Consider the following 25,724-nt stretch of genomic DNA (forward strand, 5'->3'; position numbering starts at 1 on the left):
GACTAATGAAGGCGTCACATCATTCGACGGTGACTGATTTTGCCAGGTTGCGTGGCTGGTCGAGATCTGTGCCCATGAAGAGCGCCGTGTGGTACGCAAGAAGCTGTATCGGCAGCGAGAAGATCATCGGCGCGATAATCTCGTCGGTGGCCGGCAGCACGATCGTGTGCATCGTATCGAGTTTCGATGCGGCTGCCCCTTTTCCATCGGTGATGAGGATAATGCGCCCTCCGCGGGCGGCCACTTCCTGCATGTTGGAGAGGGTCTTGTCGAAAAAGCGATCATGTGGCGCGATGACGATCACTGGCATGTTCTCGTCTATCAATGCGATAGGACCGTGCTTCAATTCACCCGCCGCATAGCCTTCGGCGTGGATGTAGGAAATCTCCTTGAGCTTCAGCGCACCCTCCATCGCCAGTGGGAAATTTGTGCCACGGCCGAGATAAAGGACATGATAACACTTTGACAGTTCGCGCGACAGAAGCTCAATCTCCGGCTGGATGCTGTCCAGCACCTGCCTCATGAGGCGCGGCATTTCGGTGAGGCTCTCGACGAGCGCCTGCACCTCATCTTCGGTCACGGTTCCGCGGGCCTTGGCTGCGTGGATGGCGAGTGCGGCAAGAGCGGCTAGCTGGCAGGTGAAGGCCTTGGTGGAGGCGACGCCGATCTCTGGGCCGGCAAGGATCGGGAAGACCACATCGGCCTCCCGAGCGATGGTCGATTCGCGCGCATTGACGACAGCGCCAATTTTCAGCCCAAGCTGCTTGCAGTACCTCAGCGATGCCAGCGTATCGGCGGTTTCGCCCGACTGTGAAATGAACAGAGCCGCAGACTGCGGCGACAATGGAATCTCGCGATAGCGGAATTCGGATGCAACATCTATTTCGACCGGCAGGCGCGCATAGCGCTCGAACCAGTATTTTCCGATCAGCCCGGCGAGATATGCGGTGCCGCAGGCAGAGATCGCCAAGCTCGGGATCTTGGCGAAGTCGATGTCAGAAACCGCATCGGCACCATTTTCGATGAAATTGATATAATGACCGAGCGCATCGGCGATGACCTCGGGCTGCTCGAGGATTTCCTTCTCCATGAAGTGGCGATGGCTGCCCTTGTTGGCCAGAGTGGCCACGGCCACGGAGGTCTGGCGCGGACGCGCGACGGGGTGGCCGTCGTAATCAAATATATCAGCGCCCGTCCTGCCGACAACGGCCCAGTCACCGTCGATGAGATAGGTGATTTCATTCGTGAATGGAGCAAGCGCGATCGCGTCGGAGCCCAGGAACATCTCGCCGTCGCCGTGACCGATCGCCAGCGGTGGTCCATTGCGCGCCGCAATGATGGTCGACGGATCATCCTCAAAGAGGATGGCAAGCGCGTAGGCACCCCTGACGCTTTTCAGCATGGCATGCACCGCCTCACCACGCCTCATGCCCTCCCGGCGGCGCCTTGCCAAGAGATGCGCAAGGACCTCAGTGTCGGTGTCGGTCTGGAACTCGGCTCCCGTCGCCGCCAATTCGTCCTTCAGTTCGGCGAAATTCTCGATGATGCCGTTATGGACGACGGCCACACCATCCGTGAAGTGCGGGTGTGCATTGCGTTCCGTCGGTGGCCCATGGGTTGCCCAGCGGGTGTGGGCGATGCCGATGGTACCACCCAGCGGCTCTTCCTTGAGTCTCCTCTCGAGATTGACGAGCTTGCCCTCCGCGCGCCGGCGGTGCAAGGTGCCCTCGGTGATCGTCGCAATGCCGGCCGAATCATAGCCGCGGTATTCCAGACGCTTCAATGCGTCGACCAGGCGTTCCGACACCGGCTGTTGCCCAACGATGCCAACAATTCCGCACATGTTCTTCTCCGAATTCTTCCCGGCAGCCTTAGCCGACGCAGACGAGGGACGCCGCCCGGCATGCGCTCAGTTAGAGTCTTCTAATGGAATCCGGTAAGTTCGGTAAAATTGATTGTTGGGATAGCCATCATCCACGCCATGGATGAACTAAACCTCAGTCCAATGCGGGTGATGTGAACCGGGGCGTACGCTTCCGCCTTCAACGGGCTGCGCATATCATGGCCGGCGCCCTCACCTGCGTTAATAGCATGCAAGCCGGCCGGAGGAGACGGGGGATACTTGGGCCGAGTGCGAATGGGTAGCCCCGCACTCTTTGATCTCGCCGTTCAATTGTGCGGCTGCTTCATGCATCATTCCTCGGTTTGCTTCTCCAGGCCGGACGCAATGACTCCTTTCGGCGACGAGAAGCAAACCCTCTTCCGATCCCTGGGGCCACGCACCACGTCTTGGCTATCCGCATGGGCCGTGCGGCAGGCCGAGAATCGGTCGCCACAGTACCGGCCCATTCAGACGTCCCCTCCAGCGGATGCGCAACAGGCTGGCGTGAGAGATCTCGAGAAACCCGGCCACCGCCTCCGTTTTGCCGACGGGCTGCGGCTTTCCGATGCGCGACAATGGCCACGTTGCGAGGCGAAGGATCCGTTCCATACGCGTATCGGTCACCGTCACGATCCGGGTGAGATTGTTGGCCAAGCCGAATTCGATCATGCCGGCGAAGAGCTCGTAGGTTGCTTGGGCAAGGCCGCCTGCCGCCTTGGGCGTTGATGGGGGCAAATCGAGCGCGAAACGGCTGCTTTCCCATATGTCGGGACTCGCGGGCGCCACAGCTTCACCCAGCAGCGCCGGGAATGTGTCGCGCAACATGGTCGGCCCAGTGGTTGGCAAGAGGCGCACGCAGCCACGAATTCGCCAATCGGATCCCTTGAGCAGCAGATAGACAGGCTTCAAGTCGTCAAAGGTGTCTGTTTCCATTTCGCCTCCGGTCTGAACTTCCCAATCGAGCCTCTCCTTGAAAACCCGATATCTGAGCCCGTGCATCTCTTTGAGCTCGCCTGCGAATTCGCTGTAGAGGCCAGGTGTGATCAGCTGAATCATTCGTCGCCTCCGTGCGGGTTGTGTTCCCGCCATCGAAGGGCAAAGCGCACAGCGATGCAGCCTGTGGACGTTTACAGCTATCCTCGCGGAAGGATCCGGATCTCGCCTGACCGGAGGCAGCCAGCCTGGCAACCGCATGGATCGTCCGAACGCGAGCTTTGCTTGGCATTTTCCAGATGGAAGGTCCCCTTGGCCTTTGAGACCTGCTTTCCAAGGCGTATTCGCGAATTTTATCCATGCCTTTATGGTCTTGGCGAGCGTGGCGGGCAGGCTACACAGTGGGTGGCCGAGAGGTCGGGAATCAGATGGAATGGAGGAATTCGTCTCGCCAAAGAGAGATCCTTGCAATGCACTGCCTGCCCGACACTCCCGCTTCAACGTTACGCGCCACATACCGCCGAGTAACAGCCGGACCGGCGACGCCGACTGTGCTGGTTGTTGGCCTGATCAGCGGCAGCACGGTGAATCTGAGCCACGTCGCCAGCCATTTCCACGGACCGGCGAGCGTAGCCTCCAACGATCGCCGGCGGCGACGCTTCTTCCAGTTTACCAGTTCGACGAGGACTGGCTGGCGTGTACGCTGGTGGCGCGGCTCAACCTACGCCCGCCCTTGCGGCTGTGCCTTGACTGCACCAATTGGAAGCAAGGACATTAGGTTCGCATCAAGGAGCGAGGCAATATGCATCGTCGTAACCTGATTAGAGCATTCATCGCGCTGGGCGTGTGCCCGATCTGCGCCCAGACCGCGCGTGCGGCCAGCGCCCATTGGGGATATGGCGGCTCGGTCGGGCCGGAGCATTGGGCCGATCTGGACACGAGAAATTTCGCCTGTTCGGCGGGCAGGCAGCAGTCACCCATCGACATCGCCGGCACGGTAAAGGCGGATATACCGCGCATCGACATCAGTTGGCTCAAGGGCGGCGGCAGGATGGTGAACAACGGCCACACCATTCAAATCAACATGCCGGAAGGCAGCACCTTGACCCGCGGGGATCGCGTCTACCAACTGGCACAGTTGCATTTCCACGCGCCGAGCGAGCATCACGTGGCGGGCATGAGCTTCCCGATGGAAGCGCATTTTGTCCATAAAGACACAAAGAGCGATACTCTGGGTGTGCTGAGCGCCCTTCTTATGCCTGGCGCGACAAATAACAGCTTTGCCGGTCTCGCCAAGGTCTTTCCGGCCCGGCCCGGCGAGGAGATGGCAGTTGACGAGTTCGATCCCAACGGGCTTTTGCCGGCCTCGCTCGGCTATTGGACCTATGAGGGATCATTAACGACTCCGCCCTGCACCGAAAACGTGGAGTGGATGGTTGCAATGGAACCGGTCGAGGTCGACACCGCAGACATCAAGCGGTTTACGACGCTTTACGCATCTAACGCGCGGTCGATCCGTCCCTCCAATCGGCGCTTCATCCTAGGCCTCAGCTAAGGTCATCGCGCGCGTCAAGCAAAACCGCGGTAACAATCGGGGGGTTTCGAACAGTACGACGGCACCCTGGTGGCGCTGGCATCGACCATAATGCCCTAGAGCGGGATGAATTTGGATTGAATCGAAGGGATTCCCAAGGGTCTGCAAATCAGATTGAACTAAACCGCTGCCGAGGTAGCTGATGCGCGGGTCTGGCCTGAGGAGGCCCCTGTCTGAGAAGATTTGGTGTCGAGCCAACCTTCCAGACAGGAGAACCCCAGATGGCCCAGATAAGCCCTCTGCGTCAGCGGATGATTGAAGATCTGACGATCCGCAATTTGTCACCGGAGACCCAGCGATCCTACGTGCATCACGTGGCGAAGTTCAGTCGATTTTTTGGACGATCACCCGATCAACTGGGATACGAAGAGGTGCGCGCCTATCAGGCCCACTTGGTGGGCCGAAGGGTCTCGTGGGGCGCGTTGAACCAGACGGTTTGCGCCTTGCGTTTCTTCTACGGCGTGACGCTGGGTCGATCTGATCTGCCTGAGCGAATCGCTTACGCCCGGACGCCGCGCAAGTTGCCGGTCGTGCTGAGCGCCGATGAGGTGGTCGGCTTTCTGCAGGCCGTGAAGGGGACGAGGAACCGGGTCGCTCTGATGACCACCTATGCGGTGGGCTTACGCGCCGCGGAGGCGGCGCGTCTGCAGGTGACGGACATCGATAGCAGCCGGATGATCATTCGCATCGAGCAAGGCAAGGGCGGCAAGGACCGCTATGTGATGCTGTCGCCGCAGCTGCTGGAGATTTTGCGCGTCTATTGGCGGTTGACCAAGCCGGGACGATGGCTGTTTCCCCGGCGCGATGGCCGCGGCCCGATCCATCCACAGACCTTGGGGATCGCCTGTCGAGCAGCCTGCGAGTTCCTGGGCGTTGAGAAGCGGGTGACGGTGCACACCCTTCGCCACCCACCTTTTGGAAGCCGGCACGGACATAAGGATCATTCAGGTCCTGCTGGGCCATCGCAGCCTGGCGACGACGACACTATACGCCCAGGTCTCAACGGCTGTGATCGGCCGGACCGCCAGTCCTTTTGACCAACTCCACATGGAGATCACGCCGCCCGGCTGAGCCGCGCGCCATGCGCCCGGATCTGGAAGTGGCGGATGTATTCCACCGTCACGGGGCTGATTATCGCCGCGACCATGCCGGCCATCTCGGGCGTGTCGAGCGGCGGGTCATGGCCGCGGTGGAGGCGTGCCGGACCGCGGCCTTGGGCGGTCACGCCGAACACTGCACCGACTGCGGCCTCGTGCGGCAAGCCTATAACTCCTGCCGCAACCGCCACTGCCCTAAGTGCCAAGGCCTAGCCCGCGCCCAGTGGCTGGCCGAGCGGCAGGCTGAGCTGCTGCCGGTCCCATACTTCCACGTGGTCTTCACCGTCCCGGCCCAGATCGCTGAGATCGCCTTCCAGAACAAGGCGGCGGTCTATGCGATCCTGTTCAAGGCCGCATCCGAAGCCTTGAGGGTGGCGGCGGCCGATCCCAGGCATCTGGGCGCCGAGATCGGCATGGTCGCCGTGCTTCATACCTGGGGTCAAAATCTCCACCATCATCCGCATGTCCACTGCGTCGTGCCGGGCGGTGGCCTGTCGCTCGAGCCTGCCCCGGGGAAGGCCGGGGACCGGCGACGGATCGCCTGCCGGCCGGGATTTTTCCTGCCCGTGCGGGTTCTGTCGCGCCTGTTCAGGCGGCTATTCCTGGAGCGCCTGCGGGACGCCTTCGACGCCGGCCAGCTTCGCTTCTTCAGCGATCTCGCCAGCCTGGCCGACCCTGCCACTTTCTGCGCCCAACTGGCTGGACTGAAGCGGATCGAATGGGTCGTCTACGCCAAGCCCCCGTTCGGCGGTCCCGAACAGGTCCTCGCCTATCTGGACCGCTACACACATCGCGTCGCCATCGCCAACAGCCGCCTCGTGAGCCTGGACCACGGAAAGGTCAGCTTCCGCTGGAAGGACTATCGCCACCACGACAAGTCCAAGCACAAGCTCATGACCTTAAGCGCCGACGAGTTCATCCGGCGCTTCCTGCTGCACGCCCTTCCAGACGGATTCCATCGCATCCGCCATTACGGCCTCCTCGCCAGGGCTGCGGCGGCGCCATGGCCTCGCTCGGCCTGATCCCGCGCAAGGCCCCGATCTGGCCAGACACCTCATGATACGCTGCCTACCGACACGCTCGCCCCGTCCATCCCGGCGTCTGCTACAGTCGCTGCCGGGCCTTTGCGCGCCGCTAGTCAAAGTCGCAGCCTGGTTGTCGCCAGCAACGCTGCACCTCAGCGTCAACGACCCAATGGCGCCGTCTCTCGCGTCGCAGATGGTCCTGCACCGCGACGACGGGCGACTGCCCCAGAGCGATCGGCGAGCCCGCTCCGGCGGCTCGGACACACTGTCGAGCCCTAAATCCCCATAGCCCCGCCCGCCATCCCGCGGTTCAGTTCAATCAGGCTTCAATGTAGTCGCGACCCGTGCGTGCCCACCCAATCGGGCTCGCGACTACACAGAACCCTCCAGATTCAAGATGCTGGCTGGGAGAAGGAGGCCGGCATGGATGGGCAAGCCATATTCAAACGATCTTCGGGACCGGGTTGTCGCTTCGGTTGAGCAGGAGGGGCTTTCGCGCCGGCAAGCAGCGGCGCGTTATGATGTCGGCATCAGCTCGGTAATCAGATGGATGGGGCGCTTTCGAGAAACAGGCAGCGTCAGCCCCGGCCAGATCGGTGGACACAAGCCCAAGAAGATCCGCGGCGCCCACCGCGACTGGTTGGTTGAGCGCTGCCGCAATGAGGCCTTCACCTTGCGTGGGCTGGTCGCGGAACTGGCCGAACGCGGCCTGAAGGTGGACTATCGCTCGGTCTGGGCCTTCGTTCACGAGGAGAAGCTTAGTTATAAAAAAAGACGCTGGTCGCGGCCGAACAGAGGCGTCCCGACATCGCGCGCCGGCGTCAGCAATGGTTGAAGTATCGCGCAGCGATCGATCCTTCACGCCTGGTGTTCATCGACGAAACCTGGACCAAGACAAACATGGCGCCGTTGCGCGGCTGGGCGCCGGTCGGGGAGCGGCTCTATGCCGAGGTCCCGCACGGCCACTGGCAGACCATGACTCCTGGCGGCACTGCGCCATGATCGCCTGGACGCGCCATGGCTGATCGACGGACCGATCAACGGCGAGCGGTTCCGGCTCTATGTCGAGCAGGTTCTGGTTCCGACCCTTAAACCCGGTGACATCGTGATCATGGACATGTGTGGACGCCCCCGTTGGTGCAAGAAGAATCTTTCGAAGAGCACGGAGCGTGGTCGGGTGCTGACATGTGTCCGGCCTCTGTTGCGGCTGTCACATGCCGCGGGCCTGTATGGGAGTTCGCGGAGCGGGTCCAATTCAATCTGGCGCGCTCAAGGCGCGTATCCATGATCTGGTTTTCCCGATCCCGTCTCGTTGACCGTTGCGCCATACTCTCCGTTTGACCTTCTCACACTTTCGAGGCCTTCTGGCCGAGCGGAACTAACCCGCCACGGCTGGAGCCCGATAAGTTCCGCCTTTCGCCATCAGTGCCCAGACGATGCGTGCAGTCTTGTTGGCAAGCGCGACGATCACCAACATGGGCGGCTTGCGGCCCAAGATGCGCATGAGCCATGGGTCCGCAGATTTCCCCTTCCGCATTGCCCAGCGTACGGCCGCGCTGGCCCCTATGATCAGCAGCCGGCGTAGCGTTCGCTCGCCCATCCGAGACGTCTCGCCGAGCTTCTGCTTTCCGCCCGTGGAGCGTTGCAGCGGCGTGAGGCCGAGCCAGGCCGCGAAGTCTCGCCCCCTCTTGAAGGTTGTCGCCGATGGAGCCAGAGCAGCAAGTGCCGTCGCGGTGATCGGCCCTATGCCGGGAATGGTCATCAATCGCCTGGCTTCTGCATCCTCCTTGGCACGCTGGGCGATCTCGCGGTCGAGCACGGCCACTCTCTCATCCAGCGACCGCAACTGTGCAACGAGCAGAGACAGGATCGGACGGGCAGCTTCGGGGATGGCGGTACCTTTGTCCTCAATCGCCGTGACAAGCTTGGCGGCATGGAAGAGACCCTGTGCAGCCACGAGTCCGAATTCGGCAAGATGGCCCCGTATCGCATTGATGGTCTGGGTCCGCTGACGAACCATAAGATCGCGAACGCGGAACACCATTGCCGCAGCTTGCTGCTCTTCGCTCTTCACCGCCACGAACCGCATGGTCGGCCTCTGGGCTGCTTCGCAGATCGCCTCAGCGTCAGCGGCATCGTTCTTCTGCCGCTTCACGAAAGGCTCACATGAGGAGGATTGGATCAAGTATGGATTTTCAGGTCATCGTTTTCTCCTCTGATGTTTCGGATCCAAGGTCCGAACCCTTCATTGGAACGCGTGTCGCAGTCGACCTGCGCGCTCAAGCTCACATGCGGTCGCCGAAATAACGGCTGCACCAGAATTCCGCATCCTGCGGACAGGGCTCGGGAGGACGGGACCATTCTTAACTACGGCGTGCGAGGCCAAAACCTACGCCGGTTCGTCCCCCCGGATCCGCCGGAACTGATCGGGTCCCGGTGGAATTGGTTTCAGTTTTCCGGGTGGCGGTCAGACGGCCTTCATTCTGGCGCCCTCGATCACGACACCGCCGGTCACGTACTTCCACAGAGCGACAAGCAGTTTGCGCGCCAGAGCGACGATCGTGACTTTCCTGGTGCGTGGGCCGAACCGGCGGACCCTCTCGTGATACCAGCATGCAAGCGCCGAACCCGGCTGATGCCGCAGCCAGAGCCAGGCCATTTCCACGGCAATGGCGCGCAAACGGGGATTGCCCGCCTTCGAGACACCCTGTTCGTGGTTGATCGTGCCACTCTTCCAGGGCGTGGGCGCAAGACCGGCATAGGCCGCGACCTGGCGCCTGTTCGCGAAGTTCCGGAACAGGCCTTCGGACCACAAGGCGCCGGCAAAACCGGGGCCAATGCCCTTGAGCTCGAGCAACATCCGAACCGGCTCCAGGGCGGAACCGGCGGCCGGAGCCTCCTCCAAGAGCGCATCACGCTCCGCCTTCACGGCCTCGATCTGCCGGTTCAGCAGCTCGATGACTTCCAGCTCGCGCAGGGCCAGCGTCTTGAGATGTTTCGGAAGCGGCCGCCCGTCTCCGGTGCGCAGAGCCTCCAGGCGTTCTCGGCGGTCCTTGTTCCGAGGCTCGTACCCGCCGATCCCTTGCGCGAAGAACAGACCCTTCAACCGGTTTACATGACGGATACGCTCTCCGATCAGAGTCTTCAGTTCCCGGCAAAGGCGCCGACGATCCTCTTCTTCCGGTGTCGGTACGCAAACCATCGAACAGACCCGCGGTTCGCCCCTTTTCCACGCCATGAGTGTGCGAACAAGCGCCTCCCCGTCGATCCGATCTGTCTTGGCGCGGCGATGCCGGCGCGAAACCGCGATCGAAGCTGGGTCAACGACGTGGCTCTCGATCCCTTCCGCGACCAGAGCGCGGTGAATCCAGAACCCGTCCAGTCCGGCTTCCTGGATCACGATCACTGGGACAATCCGGCCGGTCCGGCGGTGGACATGGCGTTGCAGATCCGAAAACCGCTCCAGCAGCCCCGGCATATCCCCACCCCGCACCTGATACCTCGACAGCTTGGACCCCACGGGGGCCGCAAGGGTGGTCACCAGCCACGTCGAGCGGCTGAGCTCCAGAGAAACGAAAATCGCGCCGCACTCAACGGTCGCAATCGTATGTGCGGTGGTCATTCTGGCAGTCTGCATGGCAAAGGTCTCCATCGAGAAAGTGAGCGACCCAACTCTTCCAGAGCTAGGCGCGCGCGTCTCCTCCTCATGGAATCTTCACATATCCCGGAGCGATTAGCCGGGCATCGTGCCCAAGCTTCGCAATCTCCCGCGCCCAATAATGACCGCCGGCGCAGGCCTCCATAGCCACCGTGCAAGCAGGCTGCGCGGCAAGAAACTTGAGCACCTGGTCACGACGCAGTTTCTTGCGGAAGGCCACGGCTCCCGATCCATCCGCGCCGTGCATCTGGAACACGTTCTTCGCCAGATCCAACCCGATTGTGCTAACTTCCAACATGGACGCCTCCGTTCAAGTGATGATCAACGACACCACTTTGGCACAGCGATGCCGTGAGGGGGCGTCCACCCCATCAATCTCGGCTCGCACAAGGGCAAGGCAATGCGCCGCGCCATTCGCGGCGTCGGTGCCAGACTCCTGCTCCTGCCGAAATATTCGCCCGATCTGAACCCGATCGAGCAAGCTTTGCCAAGCTCAAGCACTGGCTCAGAAAGGCGGCGCGCCGAAACCGTCGATACTGTCTGCAGCGCGATCGGCGAAATCCTCGATGGCCTCACCGCAACCGAATGCAACAACTACTTCGAAAACACCGGATACTGTTCAACCTAAAATCATCCCGCTCTAGGGTTCACAACAGCATGACCGGATCATGGGGAACTTGTGGGCCGCTTGCTTGCGGAGAACTGGGTGGCGTCACCGACACCCGTACGCTCCGGCCTGGATCTGCTTGATCAGGGATTGATAAATTCGACGCGTCGCTCCCGTGCTGCGAGAACCCTCCTCATACTGGACCAATTAAAATCTCGAAAAGTGGCAGTTTAGTTTGGACCAGTGAACTGCAATATTGGCTTGCAGTCAGGGAAGCGATCGTGACTGGTCGCGCCGGTCATGGATTGCTTGCGCTCGAACTGATGGAGTTGCCTGGATGTTTGAGGGTCCCATCATCGACGCTCGAATTAAGAGTATTGCATCGGGATTTAGAGCCGTGAGCGTCTACGTCGATGCCACTTCAGCTGAAGAAGGACGTTTCGATCCCCGATTGCTTGGTGAAGCCTGCGATTGCGCGTTGGCGGATGGCCCGGCTTGGGCAGAAGCTCATCTGGCGAGTTGGTCCCACGCCTACGCCGTCTTTGGCGCGAAGCCTAACCGTACGCCGTGCTCAGCCCAGGCCCTCAGAAAGCGGGTTCTGAAAGACGGCACTCTTTCGACGATCAACCCGATCGTCGATCTCTACAACGCCATCAGCCTGAAATACGCAGTCCCGGTGGGTGGAGAGAATTTTGACGCCTATGTCGGAAGACCCCACCTGACGATCGCTGACGGGAGTGAGACGTTCGACACCATGGTGAATGGAGAGGCGGTCAACGATCCTCCCTTGCCCGGTGAGGTCATCTGGCGCGACGACATTGGCGTCACCTGCCGACGCTGGAACTGGCGACAGGGCACTCGAACCCGCCTGAAGACCCTAACAGGCCGGATGTGGTTCGTACTGGAGGCGTTGGAGACCATGCCGGACGATGCATTGGCAGAGGCGACGGATGCCATGGTCGGAGGGCTGAATGCCTTGATGCCTGGCTGCAAAATCGCGAGCCAAGAAATTGCCATCGCCGGATGAGGTTTCCGGTCGAGCGAGTGGATCCATGGCCGCCCGGGGCATCCGGCGCGATCGATCCGATCGAGATTATCAAGGGCTGAGAGAATGAATGTCGATCTCCATCAGTTGCTCATCGTCTTTGCTGCATATGTCATTGCCGCGGGGAGCCCCGGCCCGAGCAACATGCGCATTATGGGGGTTGCGATGGCGCGCGGCAGAGGTGCTGCGCTCATGCTCGCCTCCGGCGTCGTCAGCGGCTCGATCTTTTGGGGTTTTATGGCCTCCACCGGCATCTCCGCCCTGTTGGCCAGGTACGCCCAGGCACTGCTCGTTCTGCAGGTTTTCGGGGGGCTTTACCTGCTATTCCTCGCCTTCAGGGCGGGACGGTCGGCGCTTACGTCGAACGAGAAGCTGGCGGTGCGCGCATCGACCGACCAAGTCGCTCTTTCGCGGGGTGAGCTCTATAGGAAGGGCCTCTTGATGCATTTGGCGAACCCAAAATCCGTGCTGGCATGGATCGCGCTCGTCACGCTGGGGATCGGTCCGAATTCATCGTGGCAAAGCATCGCAGCGATATTGGGTGGCTGCGCCATCCTAAGTGTCACGATATTCTGCGGCTACGCCATTGTCTTCTCCACACCGCCTATGGTGGCTCTATATCGCCGCTGCCGCCGCTGGATCGAAAGTCTGTTGGCGATGTTCTTCGCGTTCGCCGGGCTGCGTATGCTGCTTTCCCGTATGTAGTTTCGAAAGGAATGGATGATGACTTTGTTTCGCGGCCTGTCGGCGTTCCCCCTTACGCCAACCGATGCGGAAGGGCATGTCGACACCGAGGGTCTGGCTCGTTTTCTCGAGCGTATTCAACGCGCCGGAGCGGACTCCATCGGCCTTCTGGGGAGCACGGGCGGTTATGCTTACCTCACCAGGGAAGAACGCAAGCGTGCCGTTCAGGCTGCCGTGGAATGCATCGGCGGCAAAACGCCTCTTGTCGTGGGTGTGGGTGCATTGCGTACCGATGAAGCTCAGGCTCTGGCGCGCGATGCCAAATCCGCTGGCGCTGACGGCCTGCTCCTGGCACCGATGTCCTACGTTCCCCTGAACGAGGACGAAGTCTTCCAGCACTTCGTCGCGGTGGCCGAGGCGGGGGAATTGCCTTTGTGCATATATAACAATCCAAGCACCACGCGCTTCACATTCAGCGACGCATTGATCGCCCGGCTGTCAGAGGTGTCCAACATCGTCGCGGTGAAAATGCCTCTGGCGGCGAATGACGATTACGCGGGGGAACTGGCACGTTTGCGGTCGATGACGCCTGACACGTTCACAATCGGATACAGCGGCGATTGGGGCGCGGCGGATGCCCTGCTTGCCGGATGTGACACCTGGTACAGCGTTGCGGCAGGTCTGCTGCCGGTCCCGGCGCTTGCGCTGACGCGTGCAGCGCAGTCCGGCGACGCGGTGGAGTCCACTCGGTTGAACCGCGCTTTCGGGCCGCTCTGGACCTTGTTCAAACACTACGGCAGCTTCCGCGTTATGTTCGTCATCGCCGACTACCTCGGTCTGGCGCACGTCCAGCCACCGCGCCCTATTTTGCCGTTGCCGGAGGACGCCGGAGATGACATTAGGCAGGCATTGGAGAAGCTCGAATAGCCGAGCACAGGGCATGCCCAGTGCAACTGCGTGCGGGCGAAGATGTCGAGCGGGAACTGCCGGTCCTCTCGACCTTTCTCGGCCACGCCAATGTTCGCGACACCTACTGGTATCTATCCGCCGCGCCGGAGCTAATGACCCATGCCGCGCGACTGCTGGATGAGCGGTGGGAGGTTCGCTCATGAGTGCCTCGAACGATCTGGCCGTGCTGATCGAGCGGTGGTTCACCGATCGGCTCATGCGACATCGAGGCGTAAGCTCCAACACCATCGCCTCCTATCGCGACACCTTCCGGCTCCTGTTTGCATTCGCGCAGACACGCCTTGGCAGGTCTCCGTCGCAGTTGACACTGCGGGATTTGGACGCGCCTTTCATCGGTGCATTCCTGGAGGACCTTGAGACACTGCGATCCGCCTCAGTGAGGACCCGGAACCTCCGCCTCACGGCCATTCGGTCTTTCTTCAGATATGCGTCGTTCGAGGAGCCGGCCCATAGCGCCCAGATTCAACGCGTGCTCGCGATCCCGAGCAAGCGATGCGACAAGCGACAGCTTCAGTTTCTCACCAGGCCCGAGATTGAAGCGATCCTGGCCTGTCCGGATCGCAGCACATGGCTGGGACGGCGTGATCACACTCTGCTGTTGCTGGCCGCGCAAACGGGGTTGCGGGTCTCGGAGATCATCGATCTCGACCGGGACTCGGTGATGCTGGGGCACGGTGCCCACGTGCGATGCGTTGGCAAGGGCCGCAAGGAGCGAAGTACGCCGCTCACCAAGGTTGCACAGCAAGCCCTTCGGGGCTGGCTCAACGAGCCCAGGAAGCGGGGCGCAACGGCTCTCTTTCCGAACACGCACGGCGGCAAGCTGAGCGCCGACGGCGTGCAGGCGCTGCTGAACAAATACCCAAATAGAAGGGCGTCTCAAACCAAAAGGCACGGACATCAAACGCCATCAGAGCCTCGCCGCTACCCCCGTGGCGGAAGGTTGCGTACAGACTTGCCGCACAGAACCCCAAGGCGAGTGAGCACGCGATGCTAATGGCTATGTTGGGGGACGTCGTTTTTGTAGAAGACATTGTTCCATGGCCGAATTAGCCGTGCTGATGCTGCGCTTGCTTAGACACCGAACCGAGGTCGCGATGCCGACGCTCGACAGATCGATGCCGCAGCGGGTGGTGCGATGCTTGCATCGCGCCACCCGGCAGACGTGGATTTTGAAAGTTTCACTAAGCAGCTACGTCGACGGCCAGGGAATTGGAAACAGCAAGGCCGTGAACGGAATTCGGGAGAGGAAGCGTTACTGCCATGGCCGAGACCTCAACGGCCGGTGCGATCTCTGCTTCTCCTAGCCTCCATTAGATCCTCTCGGGCGTGATTGTAGGAGTGGCTTATGTCCCGGCCGACTTGACCACCCCGCTGCAGCTGTTCGTGGGAGGTTTGCGGGCCAACTGTATCACGGACTGCAGCCCCAATACCTGCTATGTGGGCGTCCAGATCCGCACTGCGTTCCTCTGCTGCATGCCGCGGAGGAGGCATCTGCGGCAAGATGTCTTGCATGCCGGGAATTGAGTGAGCTTGGCCCTGTTGATTTGGATCTAACTGGTGATACATCGCGTACATAGCATTGGATGCTGTCGACCTGACGTGGCCATCCGGATCGGTAGCCAATTCAGCGGCCTGATCAAAAATGCGAGCTTTATTTTCAGCGTTAAACTTGCTGAAGTTTTGCGCAGCGTAAAGAGCTCCGATAGCTTGCGAAGGTGGATCCATGTTGCCAATGCGATTAACAATACTATCTTGTGTCTCTGGCCGAAGGTAATGAGACACATTACTGACTGCTCTGAATTGCTCCAATGCTACTTCATCCGAGGTGTGTCCCAACCCGGCAGTCAATTTATCTCCCAGATCGACGGCTGATCGTCCAAGCTGATTGGTCCGCGTTTCAAACTTCGCGAGGTCAGTTTCTGGCTCGGTTCGAGTGCCCCGAACGGCTATGCGCTCTCGCCTCCCGAGTTCTTTGAAGGTCCCAAGATTTCGCGCTGTATCGCGCGGGTTTAGCGCTTACCAGCCGTTCTGCAACATCGGTCAATGGTCCGTATGGAAGGTCACGGAGGGTACTGCGATTCCCCACGTCTTGGGATGAACTTGCAGCTGCGCGTGCCCGTTTGTTATCGCGATCCATTGCTCGGCCTCCAAAGTCGTTAAGTTACCCAATCAGGGTACCACCGACGCTTGACCTGCTAAACCGATATGAGGTTACAGTTGTAGTCTGGCAGAAGCTTCTCCCAACTCTGGGATACGCCGAGAGCCGTAACCGGGGCAGATTTCCGGGCGGAAGGGGTTTGCGGCGAGAGCGTTCGTGATTCACCGTTTGCGTGACGCATCAGGATCGTCTCGTAAAAGAGAGTCCGTCGCGATACGCCCCGCGAATGACGATGGTACCTTCGGCTTGACTTATCCTTCGCGCTCTGCGGGTCCGACGAGAAAATCAGCCTACCCTTGCTGAGACTACCTGCGGAGGACTTGCCGCTAAGGCGGTCCTGCTCGATCTCGTACTTGATCTTCTGCCCATCAACGAGGTTTGAAAGTCCAGCCCGTTCTACAGCTGGAGTATGGGCGAAAACGTCCTGACCGCCGTCATCGGGCTGGATTAAGCCAAAACCTTTGGTGCTGTTGAACCACTTCACTGTTCCGGTCGCCATATCTGTGTATTCCTCTGTGGCCAGTGCGAACCAGACGGGCCGTGAAGCCGATCCTGTTCATATTTCGTAGAGTTAAACCCAGCAAAAACCAGAATTACCCACCTCGGGGTTGCGGCGCGAAAAGCCATTGCTCTGTTTGGGAACGCACCGAACAGGTGCCGGTGAGCTTGAGCGCAACGCGCTGCAAGACGCTCGAGTGCCGAGGAATCTCTCCGACAAGGATACGTCTGAGCCGCCCAGTATGCCGGCTCGGCAACCACTCGAATGGATCGAAGCCGATCTGCAAAACGGATGGTGAGAGCGGTGGCTCGTTTCCAACCCATCCTGTCTCACCAGCGCGGACGCCTGGACGGATGTCAACGCCGGAAAAAGAACCGCATCGATTGGTCCCGCTTGCGGCCAGCTCCAGTCGGCCGCTCGATCGCAAGCGTGGTTCGAGGAGGAAGCTCTCCCAGGTGCAATGCGAGGAGACGCTGGTCCAACTCCTTGTCGGCTGCCGTAAGGCGGTGGTTCAGGCGAAGGTAGTCCATCCAGGTCGGGGTGCGGAAGGTTTCTGTCCAACGCGAAGGCTGCTGGAGGTCGCGCTGGAGATTCCAGTGTCGCGCACCAACGCCGCTTTGTACTCGCCGCCGTTCCCGCATCTGCTCCAGGAACGCTTCGACATTTGCTTCGGGTATTGAATATTCGATCTTGGCGACGATCGGCCCGCTTCGGGGCTTCAAATCCAGGGCAACCTGAGGCGTTTCGAAGCCAAGAGGAGCCTGATCGGAATCTTTCCATTGACGGATGGGCAGCAGGAAGCCGGTGCCAGCGACCAGCAGCAGCGCGCCACCTGAAAGCTCCAGAGCCGAGCTCAGCGAATAGCTCTCGGCCACCGTACCCCACAGCCAGCTGCCAGCCGCGATGCCGCCGGATGAAAGGGCGTAATAGATCGAGAGCGTGCGACCAACGACCCACCTTGGACTCGCCAACTGGACGCTTACGTCCAGCCCGGTCCAGGTCACGACCCAGCCCGCGCCGCCGAGCGCCAGCGCGATAGCCGCCACCGCCACCGAGGGGGTGAAAGCAAGCGATAGACAACAAGCCGCACAGGCGATGCACGACAGTGTCGTCAAACGTTCCTGGGACAGCCTCCGTCTCAGAATGTTGTTGCAGATGCCGGCGAACAAGGCGCCGGTCCCGAAGCCGGCCATCAGGATGCCGTAAACGACTGGCCCTCCCCCCAGCTGATCGCGGGCGACGAGAGGCAAGAGCGCTAGTATAGAGATGCTCGTCAGCCCAAAGAGGGCACCGCGGGCAATTGCTGCCTTGATTTCGGATGACAGGGCAGTGAAGCGCGCTCCGTCATGGATCGCCGTGGTCAATGGTTCACTCGGCAGCGGTGACGGGCGAACTTGCCATTTGCAGCGCCCTATGGTCCACAGCAGCATCAGATATGTAAGCGTCGCCACTGCGAAAGCCGTCAAAGGGCCAAAGGAAGCAACGACGACTCCACCGAGAGCGGGACCGATGCTTCGGACGGCGTTATATCCGACCGAAATAAGCGTGACGGCGGCCGGAACATCGCGCTTTCGCAGGATATCGCCAACCGACGCGTGCCAGGCGGGGTCGGTGAAAGCGGCGCCTACTCCGGCCAAACAGCTGAATGCAAGAACCATCCATGGATTGAAAATTCCGAGACCTGCAAGAACAGTCAGCATCGTCGAGGACGATGCTATCACGCACCAGCCAGCGAACATGAGATTGCGGCGGCTGTAATTGTCCGCTAGGGCGCCGGCGATAATTGACAGGAGGAATGTGGGCAAGGTTGTCGAAGCCTGCACCAAGGCGACCATCACATCCGATGTCGAAATGGTCGCCATCAGCCAACTGATGGCAACCATTTGAATCAGCCACCCTAGACTGGATACCTGTGTGGCAATCCAGATCGGACGGAAAGTTGAATTCTCGAGCGGCGCGAACGTTGCCGATGACACCGGATTAACTTCTTCACGCGCCACCCCGCTCATTGGGCCGAGCCTCCCTTCGCTGCCAGTTGTATGAGATTTCTCCCCGCCCACGTGCCCATGGAGGAATGGCAGGATCAGGGCATTTTATCTGCGCAACGCAAGTTATTTTTGCCTGGCCGATGCTGTGGCAGAACCGAATGCTTCCGGTGGAGCTATCGTTCCGCTATGCGGGACGAGACCGGTTCGATCCTGTCGCTCTCGATCCCCGACCACGTTACAAGAATCGTCAGTTTGACGTTCCTTAGCGTCTCCAACCAAGCCACGTCCTGGGCATCGACTTCCCTTCTGGTGATCACGAGCTCCCGCGCATTGAACCGCCTCGCCAAGGTGGATCAGTAGTCATCTTTGGCGTAGGTATTCAGCAGCCTGCTAGGCGCCCGCCGCCACGTGCGGGCGACGCCGGCATCAACCGGCGGGCAGATGCGCCGAGGGCAACAACCGCGCCTGACGCAACGCCGCCAGATCAGCCGAGCCGGTGCAGAAGCAGGCAACGGCCAACTGGCGGATGACGATCTCGAAATGCGCGACAACCGCCTCGGTGGACACCGTCGCCGCGCGCAGCACGCCGGCCGCCTGCCCGGCGATGTCCGCGCCCAGGCGGATGGCCTTGGCCACGTCGACGCCGTCGCGGATCCCGCCCGACGCGATCAGCTTCACAGTTGGCAGCGCCCGACGTACCGCCTGCACGCTGGCCGGGGTCGGAATCCCCCAGTCGGCGAACGCCATCGCCACTGCACGGTCGGCGGCATCGCGGGCGCGCTCGCCCTCCACCGCGGCCCAACTGGTGCCGCCGGCGCCGGCGACATCGATGACCGCCACGCCCGCCTTGACGAGCGCGCAGGCCACCGAGGCGGACAGGCCCGACCCCACTTCCTTGGCCACAATCGGCACGTCCACGCTGCGCGCGGCGCGAGCGATCTGCGCCAGGACGCCGCGCCAGTCGCGGTCGCCCTCCGGCTGTACCGCTTCCTGCAGCGCATTGAGATGGACGATGAGTCCATCGGCCTCCAGCGCATCCACCGCCCGGCACGCCAGGTCCAGGCCGTCGGCCTCGCGCAGTTGCGCGGCGCCGATATTAGCCAGCAAGGGAATGTCTGGGGCCATGCGGCGCAGCGCGCGCGTCAGCCCCTGGGAGTTGCGGGATTGCAGGCTCACGCGCTGCGAACCGACGCACATGGCGATCCCCAAGGCTTGTGCTGCCTCGCTCAGATGCCGGTTGATGGCCTCGGCGCGTAGCACGCCGCCGGTCATGGAGCTGATCAGCAGCGGCGCGCGCATGGTCTTGCCCAGCAGCGAGGCGCGCAGGTCGATCTGCGTCAGGTCCAACTCGGGCAATGCGCAGTGTTCGAAACGGATGTACTCCCAGCCGGCGGCGACCGTGGCCGGCGCCGTTCGCCGATCCAGCACGATGTCCAGATGGTCGTCCTTGCGCCGGCTCGGGATGTTGTCGCTATCGCTCATGCTCGCTCCATCCGTCGCATCGGGGGACGGCGTTGCATCGGATCGGACCGACGGCAGCGCGCGCACGCAGCCGCATCCCGCCGTTCAGGCGGGCGCACGCTGGCCTCCCCCCGCAGCGTCGCTGCGGTAGCGGCTGGTCGAGGTCTGGTAGTACTGCGCGCGGATGGCCGCCATGGCCTCGATCAACGCTCCCCACGGCGCGGGAAAGCGTTCTTCCGCCATCACCCGGTGCAGCATGCGCGTATGGCCGGCCAACTCGTCGTTGAGGAACTCCACCACAGGCATAGCCGGATAGCGCTGCCGCAGCAGGATCGCCGCGTTGTCGGCCTCGCCCGCCGACCTGTCCTTGTCGCGTCCATGCAGATCGTTCTGCAGGCGCCCTATCGCGGAGATGAGCCGCAGGACCTGGCGAAACGCCGGACGCGCGCGCAAGGTCGCCATGTCCAGCCCCCACAGCAACGACAGGCAACAGAACACGTTCGTGTAGGCGATCGAATCGATGCCGTTGTGCAGGTACTCGGCGTAGGACCAGCGTTCCGCCCCTACCGCCTGCGCGTGTCCGGCGCGCAGCGCCGCGCAGTAGCACCGAGTGTCGTCGAGCAGCCGAGCATAGTCGCGACGATCGTAGGCGAGCGCGGCCAGCGAAGCGCGCAGAGCAGCGCAGCCCTCGAATCCGGGGAGCGCGCACGGCACGCCCTGCCCCAGCGCCTGCTCCACCGCGGCGAGCTCCTCCGGCGCGATCAGGCCAAGGTCGTTGCAATCGTCGAGCCAGAACAGCAGCGCCAGTTCGCGATAGAACGCCACGATCAGCGTTTCGGCCTGCGGATCGCGGCCAGTGCGGGCGCAGGTGTCGCGCAGGCTCGGGTGGATGCGCTGCAGGATGTACTGGCCGCCCCTGACCGCTTCCACGGCATGCTCGTCGGCGAACCCTGTCAGGGAACGCCCCCACTCCAGCACCTGCTGCAGCGCGCGTTCGGTCTGGATCATGGCGCCGCTCCTGCTCCCTCGGCCAGGACGCGCCGCCCCCAACGAAGCGCCAGCCACAACCCGGCGAGTTCGGCCACCCGCACGACCCGGGTGGGGCAATACAGTTCCTTGCCGATCCACAGCGCCGTCTGCGGCAATGCATGCGCCACATGGCGAGCGAGCATCCACTCCAGCGCACGCGCCACCGCCTGCGCGATGCGCCGGCGCCCTGTCGGCTCTTCGCTCCCGTCCATGACGTGCAACGCGAACAGCGCATAGGCGGTTTCCTCAAATGAGGACGCGCGACCGGCGCCCCAGCCGCCGTCATCGCGCTGCGCCTGCAGCAGCGCCGCCAGCGCGCGCTCGTCGCGCCACTGGGGCTTGCCTTGCGCCAGCGCAGCGACCGCATGCGCGGTGGGATACAGCCACGAAACGTGCCATTTTTCGTTGTCCCATAGACCGTGCGGGTTGCGATTGGCCTCGACGTAGTAGCTGGTGCCGGCGGCGGGCTTTCCCAACAGTCGCAACGCATGCAGGGCATGGATGTTGGTCGACACCGAGGCATTGCGCTCGCCGGGGAAGGTGACGAATAGCTCGCCGATTTCGAAATCGCGCAGCGCATCGACCGGCGGGTCGCGACCTGCAAGGCGCAGGACGCACAACGCAACGGAGGTGTCGTCGGCATCGGCTGCGAAGTGCAAGGCCGGGCCCAGACCGCGCACGCCCATGCGGGCGTCGAGCTGCGCGACGATCACGCGCACGGCATCGGCGAACGCGGGATGCGCGAACAGCCCGGCCAGATGCAGGGTGTACAGCGACCAGCATGGCTCGAACACATTGATCGGCCAGACGTTGGGAACGACACCTTCGATGCCGCTGCGCGTCGCCCGCGATGCCGCCTGCAGATACGCGTCGGTGCGCCCGACCTGCGTTGTGCTCCCATGTGTTACGGCGTGCGCACGCCACGCGGCGGTGGCCGCCGGACTGATGCCAATGCTGCCGTCGTCGTCGGGGCATGCGGTGGTCGGCGACGTTCCCCAGGCTTCCCAGGAGTGCAGCAACGGATGGCCGCTCGGCAACGTCGCCACCGCCCCCAACTTGACAAGGCACGCCTGCCGCAACGGCAACAGCGCCGGGTGGCGCGGAAACCCCACGCCGCCCAGCAAGGATGCGGCCTCGCCGCACAACTGCGGCAGGATCAGCTCCGCGCCGATCGGCGCGTCCTCCGGCACCGAATGCGCGTAGGGATCGGGCTGGCGCTCGAGGAACCGGGTTGCAGCCTGGACTGCGTCGGCCGCGCCGGGAAGAGGATCGGCACGCTGCAATGTCAGCAACGTCGCCCAGGTGGGCGCATGGCGGAACAGCGGGAAGTCCGCGCTTCCCCATCCGCCATCGGCCTGTTGTTGCGCGATGAGCCACGCGTATGCGTCCTGCCGATCGGTGACGTTGCCGTGGAACTGCAGAGCTCGCGCCGTGTCGTAGACGGACGGACCGACGCTGCCGCCGTCGCTCATCTCGATCAGCAGGTGGCGCAATTCGGAAAGGATCTGTTCGGACAGCGCGTTCACGCGGTATGTTCCTTCTGCAGACAGTTGACGGGAACCTGGATCGGGCAGACGCCGCGCACGTCGCCGCAGGCCCGTCGCGGCCCGGCGCACGGGCAGCGCCGGACGGCCGCCCTGCTCCGGCGCGGCGACGCGCCCCATGCTGGGGCCGGTCCGCCGCATAGGCTTGCGCGCAGCGCGCCGCGTGAGCCGCGGCTGTGCTGGGCAACCGCTGCGATCGCCGCCGCGACTTGGACACAGTGCAGCATGCACCGCTCACGCCGGCCGATCGATCGCAGCGGCACAGGGGCGACTCCATGCGGACGGGCGCGCTCATGCGCATGGCGCGTGCTTGAACAGATACGCGTTGGCCCGTTGCAGCATCTGCGCCAACCGTTCCGCACGCGTTCCCAGCGGGGGGATGGCCTCCCCGGCGTCGCGCAACAGATCCAGCGCCAACTGGCGCGCTGCCTGCAGCCCCATGATCGACGCACAGGTCGGCTTCTGCGCCGCCGCGTCCTTGCCGGGGGTCTTGCCCAACGTCGCGGTATCCGCTGTCGCGTCGAGAATGTCGTCGACCACCTGCAACGCCAGGCCGAAACAGGCGGAGTAGCGATCGAGCGCACAGTACAGCGCAGCGTGGGCGGCATCCTCCGCGATGGCGCATAGCGCGCCCATGCGAACGGACGCGCGCACTAGTGCTCCGCTCTTCATCCGGTGCATCGCCACGATCCTGTCCAGCTCGACGTGCTTTCCTACCAGCGACAGATCCATGGCCTGCCCGCCTGCGGCACCCTCGGCGGACACCGCCTGCGCCAGTTCGCGCACGAGCGCGATACGGTTGTCGCTCGGCGCATCCAGGCTCGCCAGGGTCAGGAAGGCGTGCGCCTGCAGCGCATCGCCGACCAGGATCGCAGTGGCTTCGCCGAACTTGACGTGCACGGTCGGAAGGCCGCGGCGAAGCACGTCATCGTCCATTGCGGGCAGGTCGTCGTGGACCAGGGTACAGGCGTGCATCATCTCGATGGCGGCGCCGACATCGTCGAGCATGGGCGCCGGCGTGTCGGCCAGTGCGCCGGTAGCCAGACAGAGCAAGGCGCGGGTGCGCTTTCCGCCATGCAAGGTGGCGTAGCGCATCGCCGCCATCAGCTCGGTCTCACCGTCGTCTTCGGCGCAGAGAAGACGCGCCAGCGCCTGTTCGACCCGCCTTGCGCCGTCCTGCATCCAGATCTCCGACGGCAGCCTGCCGGATGCGCCGCGCGCCTGCGCGTCGTCGTGTAGCGTGGAATCGGTCTGCATGTCGTTCATGTCCTTGTATCTGGCACGGCCACGGCGAGCGTCCGAGCCGCCGCGGTGTTGGCGGGGTCGCACCGAGCGCGCGCGCCGAGTAGCTGCCTCGCCACACGGGGCATGCGATGCCAGCTCATGAGAATCCGATGCGGATTTTCATGGACGGATGTGCGGTCGGGAAATAGCGCCGACCTTTTTCGACGGCGCTCAGCAACCGCGGCCGCACCCCGGCCTTGTGCATGGTCAGTGCCAAGGCGATGCAGAACTGCACCATTTCCAGCCATACCAGGTGGTAACCGATGCAGACGTGTGGGCCGGTACCGAACTGCAGCATGTCCACCGGCCGGATCGGCTCCGTGCGTTGCAGCCACCGTGCCAGGCGGAACTGATCAGGCGCCTCGTGCAGCAGCGCAGAGGTCGAGAAATGCAGCAGCGGGATGCACAGAGGGGTGCCCGCAGGAATGCGCCGTTGGCCGAGTTGCAATTCCTGCAGCGCGCGACGCGGCAGGAGCGTGGTCGCCGGATGCACGCGCAGCGTCTCGCGGAACAGCGCCTCGGCGACCGGACACTGCGCCAGGTCCGCGTGCCGGGTCGGCACCGCGCCCACGCGTTGCGCCTCCTCGACCAGGGCGTCCCATAGCCCAGGCTGCCGCGCCAGCTCGATCACCATCCAGGCCATCGTCGAGGCGGTGGTGTCGTGACCGGCAAGCAGCAGCAGGCGGATATTGGCGACCAGGACGTCGTCGGAGAGCGCATCGTCGCCGCGATCGAAGGAGCTCACCATGTCATTGATCAACCCAGTGCGCGCGGCATGTGCGCGCGCGTCGCGGACGAACTGGCGCAACTGCGCGTCGATCCAGTCGCGGGCGGCGCGGCCGCGCCGCAAGGGCAGTCCAGGCAGGTCGACCGGGGGCGCGACGATCAACTGCAGCAGTTGCCGGTATTTGCGATGCCATCCCGGCAGGTCCTGCGCTGGGATTCCCATGAGGCTGAAGATGAGCTTGAGCATCAGGTCGCCGGTTTCGCGCAGGATGGTTACGTCGCCGCGGTCGCGCCACGCCTGCACCCGCGCCTGGATGACGGGCGCGAACAGGTTGCCGATGCCGGCTTGGGTCAGCCCCTTGGGCAGGAACGCCGCCTTGATCGCGTCGCGCGCCTGCCGGTGCGCGCCGCCGTCCTGGGCGACCAACGTTCCGCCAAGCAATTCGGGCGCGATCTCTTCGATCAGCGCCGAGGACACGTCCTTGTGCCGGAGCAGTGCAAACGCATCCGGATCCACGCAGGTCATCAGGTGTCCGGCAGGGCCGAAATCCAGCCAGAAGTGGCTGCCCAACGTCCGTTCCGCGCGCCGCAGCAGGCGCGGCAGGTCGCATACGATGGCGGGAAGATGTCCGACCAGGGGGAAAGCGCCGGGCACGACCGGGATGTCGTCCCGCAGCCGGTGCCGACGGTCCAGCGGGTTGAGCAGCATGTCCATCAGCAGCGCGGCCCCGCGGCCGCTTTGGCGGTGTCGCCGGCAGGCCGCGCGGCGCGGCTGTTGCCACCGTCGGCGTACGTCGGCACATGCGCCAGCATGCCGCCGTCGATGCACAGGACCTGGCCGGTGATGAACGCAGCATCGTCGGAGAGCAGGAACGCCACCAGCGCGGCCACGTCCTCGGGGCGGCCGACGCGCTGCAGGAGTTGGTGCCGGCTCAGATGCCGTTGCATGCACTCGTCCAGCTTGGCGAGGAGACGCTCGGTCATGATGAGACCCGGCGCAACCGCGTTGCAGCGGATCTGCGCATGACCGTACTGGGTGGCGAGCGAGGCCGACAGCATGTTCATCGCCGCCTTCGACGCGGCGTAGGACGTCTGCGCGGTGTCACCGCTGAGCCCCTGGCACGACGACATGTTGACGATCGCGCCACCGCCGCGGGCGATCATTCGTGGGATGGCCTGCCGGCAGCAGAGCAGCGTGCCGCGCAGATTGGTCGCCATGGTCTGATCCCAGACCGCCAGGTCCAGGTCGAGGATCGTGCGGTCGCGCGGTGTCAGATGCATGGCGCTCGCGTTGTTCACCAGCAGGTCGACCCCACCGAAGTGCCGCTCCGCCGTCTCGAACAGCGCTGCCACCGCCTGCGCATCGGCGATGTCCATGGCCAGGGCCAGCGCGTGGCCCGCTTCGGCCGCGATCTGCGCGGTGCAGGCGACGGCCGCCGAGCCATCAATGTCGGCCACCACCACTCTGCCGCCCTCGCGGGCGATGGCGAGGGCGCATGCCTTGCCGATGCCGGCGCCGGCGCCGGTCACCACGGCCACCT

17 protein-coding genes and 7 pseudogenes are annotated in these 25,724 nt (G+C 63.0%); 11 read left to right on the top strand and 13 right to left on the bottom strand.

The genetic code is table 11. The features are described from left to right. Positions 1-19 precede the first annotated feature (19 nt). Positions 20-1,843, bottom strand: coding sequence for a glutamine--fructose-6-phosphate transaminase (isomerizing) (gene glmS / locus JN279_RS35165; protein WP_202351468.1), 1,824 nt, complete (start codon positions 1,841-1,843; stop codon positions 20-22). Positions 1,844-2,293: 450 nt separating this feature from the next. Beyond that, the gene (locus JN279_RS35170; protein ID WP_006329186.1) at positions 2,294-2,938 is read right to left on the bottom strand and encodes an acyl-homoserine-lactone synthase; all 645 of its coding nucleotides are present in this window, start codon (positions 2,936-2,938) and stop codon (positions 2,294-2,296) included. A gap of 679 nt (positions 2,939-3,617) precedes the next feature. Here JN279_RS35170 and JN279_RS35175 point away from each other — a divergent pair. The 4 genes and pseudogenes from JN279_RS35175 to JN279_RS35190 all read left to right on the top strand — a co-directional run. After that, on the top strand, positions 3,618-4,370 hold the full coding sequence (locus tag JN279_RS35175) for a carbonic anhydrase (RefSeq protein ID WP_010914007.1): 753 nt from the start codon (positions 3,618-3,620) through the stop codon (positions 4,368-4,370). A 260-nt stretch (positions 4,371-4,630) separates the two neighbouring features. Continuing rightward, a pseudogene (locus JN279_RS35180) lies at positions 4,631-5,480 on the top strand (site-specific integrase). Positions 5,481-5,490: 10 nt separating this feature from the next. Beyond that, positions 5,491-6,507 (top strand): annotated as a pseudogene (locus JN279_RS35185) (IS91 family transposase); the annotation flags it as partial. A 451-nt stretch (positions 6,508-6,958) separates the two neighbouring features. Continuing rightward, positions 6,959-7,657 (top strand): annotated as a pseudogene (locus JN279_RS35190) (IS630 family transposase); the annotation flags it as partial. 252 nt (positions 7,658-7,909) lie between these two features. On the opposite strand, the pseudogene JN279_RS35195 reads toward JN279_RS35190, so the two are convergent. From JN279_RS35195 to JN279_RS35205, 3 genes and pseudogenes are all read right to left on the bottom strand, one after another. Then, a pseudogene (locus tag JN279_RS35195) lies at positions 7,910-8,716 on the bottom strand (IS110 family transposase); the annotation flags it as partial. Between the two features lie 282 nt (positions 8,717-8,998). Continuing rightward, positions 8,999-10,153 (bottom strand): IS110 family transposase, encoded by a 1,155-nt coding sequence (locus JN279_RS35200; protein WP_202353872.1) that lies wholly within the window; start codon positions 10,151-10,153, stop codon positions 8,999-9,001. 91 nt (positions 10,154-10,244) lie between these two features. Then, a pseudogene (locus JN279_RS35205) lies at positions 10,245-10,487 on the bottom strand (IS110 family transposase); the annotation flags it as partial. A 72-nt stretch (positions 10,488-10,559) separates the two neighbouring features. Between JN279_RS35205 and JN279_RS35210 the strand changes: the two are divergent. The 7 genes and pseudogenes from JN279_RS35210 to JN279_RS35240 all read left to right on the top strand — a co-directional run bounded on the left by JN279_RS35210 (position 10,560) and on the right by JN279_RS35240 (position 14,798). Further along, on the top strand, positions 10,560-10,817 hold the full coding sequence (locus JN279_RS35210; RefSeq protein ID WP_446720438.1) for a transposase: 258 nt from the start codon (positions 10,560-10,562) through the stop codon (positions 10,815-10,817). Positions 10,818-11,133: 316 nt separating this feature from the next. Next, complete coding sequence (locus JN279_RS35215; RefSeq protein WP_202351469.1) at positions 11,134-11,823, top strand: B3/B4 domain-containing protein; 690 nt, start codon at positions 11,134-11,136, stop codon at positions 11,821-11,823. A gap of 84 nt (positions 11,824-11,907) precedes the next feature. Then, positions 11,908-12,546: a LysE family translocator gene (locus JN279_RS35220; protein WP_010914002.1), complete on the top strand. Its 639-nt coding sequence runs from the start codon at positions 11,908-11,910 to the stop codon at positions 12,544-12,546. An 18-nt stretch (positions 12,547-12,564) separates the two neighbouring features. Further along, positions 12,565-13,452, top strand: coding sequence for a dihydrodipicolinate synthase family protein (locus JN279_RS35225; protein ID WP_069093303.1), 888 nt, complete (start codon positions 12,565-12,567; stop codon positions 13,450-13,452). A gap of 29 nt (positions 13,453-13,481) precedes the next feature. Next, positions 13,482-13,637 (top strand): annotated as a pseudogene (locus JN279_RS35230) (tyrosine-type recombinase/integrase); the annotation flags it as partial. Beyond that, complete coding sequence (locus tag JN279_RS35235; protein WP_244672974.1) at positions 13,634-14,488, top strand: tyrosine-type recombinase/integrase; 855 nt, start codon at positions 13,634-13,636, stop codon at positions 14,486-14,488. The pseudogene JN279_RS35230 and the gene JN279_RS35235, both read left to right, overlap by 4 nt. A 43-nt stretch (positions 14,489-14,531) precedes the next feature. Further along, positions 14,532-14,798, top strand: a complete 267-nt coding sequence (locus tag JN279_RS35240) for a hypothetical protein (protein ID WP_202351470.1) — start codon at positions 14,532-14,534, stop codon at positions 14,796-14,798. Positions 14,799-15,947: 1,149 nt separating this feature from the next. On the opposite strand, the pseudogene JN279_RS35245 reads toward JN279_RS35240, so the two are convergent. From JN279_RS35245 to JN279_RS35280, 8 genes and pseudogenes are all read right to left on the bottom strand, one after another. After that, positions 15,948-16,151 (bottom strand): annotated as a pseudogene (locus JN279_RS35245) (cold-shock protein); the annotation flags it as partial. A 356-nt stretch (positions 16,152-16,507) separates the two neighbouring features. Then, positions 16,508-18,160 carry an MFS transporter gene (locus JN279_RS35250; RefSeq protein WP_096453949.1) on the bottom strand — a complete coding sequence of 551 codons (1,653 nt, stop codon included), beginning with the start codon at positions 18,158-18,160 and terminating at the stop codon, positions 16,508-16,510. Between the two features lie 405 nt (positions 18,161-18,565). After that, on the bottom strand, positions 18,566-19,621 hold the full coding sequence (fni, locus tag JN279_RS35255; protein ID WP_010913998.1) for a type 2 isopentenyl-diphosphate Delta-isomerase: 1,056 nt from the start codon (positions 19,619-19,621) through the stop codon (positions 18,566-18,568). Between the two features lie 84 nt (positions 19,622-19,705). Next, positions 19,706-20,608 carry a terpene synthase family protein gene (locus JN279_RS35260; RefSeq protein ID WP_096453947.1) on the bottom strand — a complete coding sequence of 301 codons (903 nt, stop codon included), beginning with the start codon at positions 20,606-20,608 and terminating at the stop codon, positions 19,706-19,708. Further along, a complete protein-coding gene (locus JN279_RS35265; RefSeq protein WP_202351471.1) occupies positions 20,605-22,155 on the bottom strand; it encodes a hypothetical protein in 1,551 nt (516 codons plus the stop codon). Before JN279_RS35265 ends, JN279_RS35260 begins: the two co-directional genes overlap by 4 nt. A 309-nt stretch (positions 22,156-22,464) precedes the next feature. Next, entirely contained in the window at positions 22,465-23,430 is a 966-nt protein-coding gene (locus JN279_RS35270; RefSeq protein WP_202327574.1) for a polyprenyl synthetase family protein, read from the bottom strand. Between the two features lie 124 nt (positions 23,431-23,554). Continuing rightward, complete coding sequence (locus JN279_RS35275; protein ID WP_006329090.1) at positions 23,555-24,898, bottom strand: cytochrome P450; 1,344 nt, start codon at positions 24,896-24,898, stop codon at positions 23,555-23,557. Then, complete coding sequence (locus JN279_RS35280) at positions 24,898-25,722, bottom strand: SDR family oxidoreductase (RefSeq protein ID WP_027033417.1); 825 nt, start codon at positions 25,720-25,722, stop codon at positions 24,898-24,900. The genes JN279_RS35275 and JN279_RS35280 overlap by 1 nt, the downstream gene beginning before the upstream one ends. Positions 25,723-25,724 lie beyond the last annotated feature (2 nt).

It is taken from the genome of Mesorhizobium sp. 113-1-2 (assembly GCF_016756475.1).
GTDB classification, from domain to species: Bacteria; Pseudomonadota; Alphaproteobacteria; order Rhizobiales; family Rhizobiaceae; genus Mesorhizobium; species Mesorhizobium loti_C.

What these genes read in the sequence shown, in the direction of transcription:
- JN279_RS35200 (WP_202353872.1), bottom strand. Translation starts at nt 10,153, where the DNA reads ATGACCACCGCACATACGATTGCGACCGTTGAGTGCGGCGCGATTTTC.
- JN279_RS35175 (WP_010914007.1), top strand. Translation starts at nt 3,618, where the DNA reads ATGCATCGTCGTAACCTGATTAGAGCATTCATCGCGCTGGGCGTGTGC.
- glmS (WP_202351468.1), bottom strand. Translation starts at nt 1,843, where the DNA reads ATGTGCGGAATTGTTGGCATCGTTGGGCAACAGCCGGTGTCGGAACGC.
- JN279_RS35170 (WP_006329186.1), bottom strand. Translation starts at nt 2,938, where the DNA reads ATGATTCAGCTGATCACACCTGGCCTCTACAGCGAATTCGCAGGCGAG.
- JN279_RS35250 (WP_096453949.1), bottom strand. Translation starts at nt 18,160, where the DNA reads ATGAGCGGGGTGGCGCGTGAAGAAGTTAATCCGGTGTCATCGGCAACG.
- JN279_RS35270 (WP_202327574.1), bottom strand. Translation starts at nt 23,430, where the DNA reads ATGCAGACCGATTCCACGCTACACGACGACGCGCAGGCGCGCGGCGCA.
- JN279_RS35275 (WP_006329090.1), bottom strand. Translation starts at nt 24,898, where the DNA reads ATGGACATGCTGCTCAACCCGCTGGACCGTCGGCACCGGCTGCGGGAC.
- JN279_RS35235 (WP_244672974.1), top strand. Translation starts at nt 13,634, where the DNA reads ATGAGTGCCTCGAACGATCTGGCCGTGCTGATCGAGCGGTGGTTCACC.
- JN279_RS35260 (WP_096453947.1), bottom strand. Translation starts at nt 20,608, where the DNA reads ATGATCCAGACCGAACGCGCGCTGCAGCAGGTGCTGGAGTGGGGGCGT.
- JN279_RS35215 (WP_202351469.1), top strand. Translation starts at nt 11,134, where the DNA reads ATGTTTGAGGGTCCCATCATCGACGCTCGAATTAAGAGTATTGCATCG.
- JN279_RS35240 (WP_202351470.1), top strand. Translation starts at nt 14,532, where the DNA reads ATGGCCGAATTAGCCGTGCTGATGCTGCGCTTGCTTAGACACCGAACC.
- JN279_RS35225 (WP_069093303.1), top strand. Translation starts at nt 12,565, where the DNA reads ATGACTTTGTTTCGCGGCCTGTCGGCGTTCCCCCTTACGCCAACCGAT.
- JN279_RS35220 (WP_010914002.1), top strand. Translation starts at nt 11,908, where the DNA reads ATGAATGTCGATCTCCATCAGTTGCTCATCGTCTTTGCTGCATATGTC.
- fni (WP_010913998.1), bottom strand. Translation starts at nt 19,621, where the DNA reads ATGAGCGATAGCGACAACATCCCGAGCCGGCGCAAGGACGACCATCTG.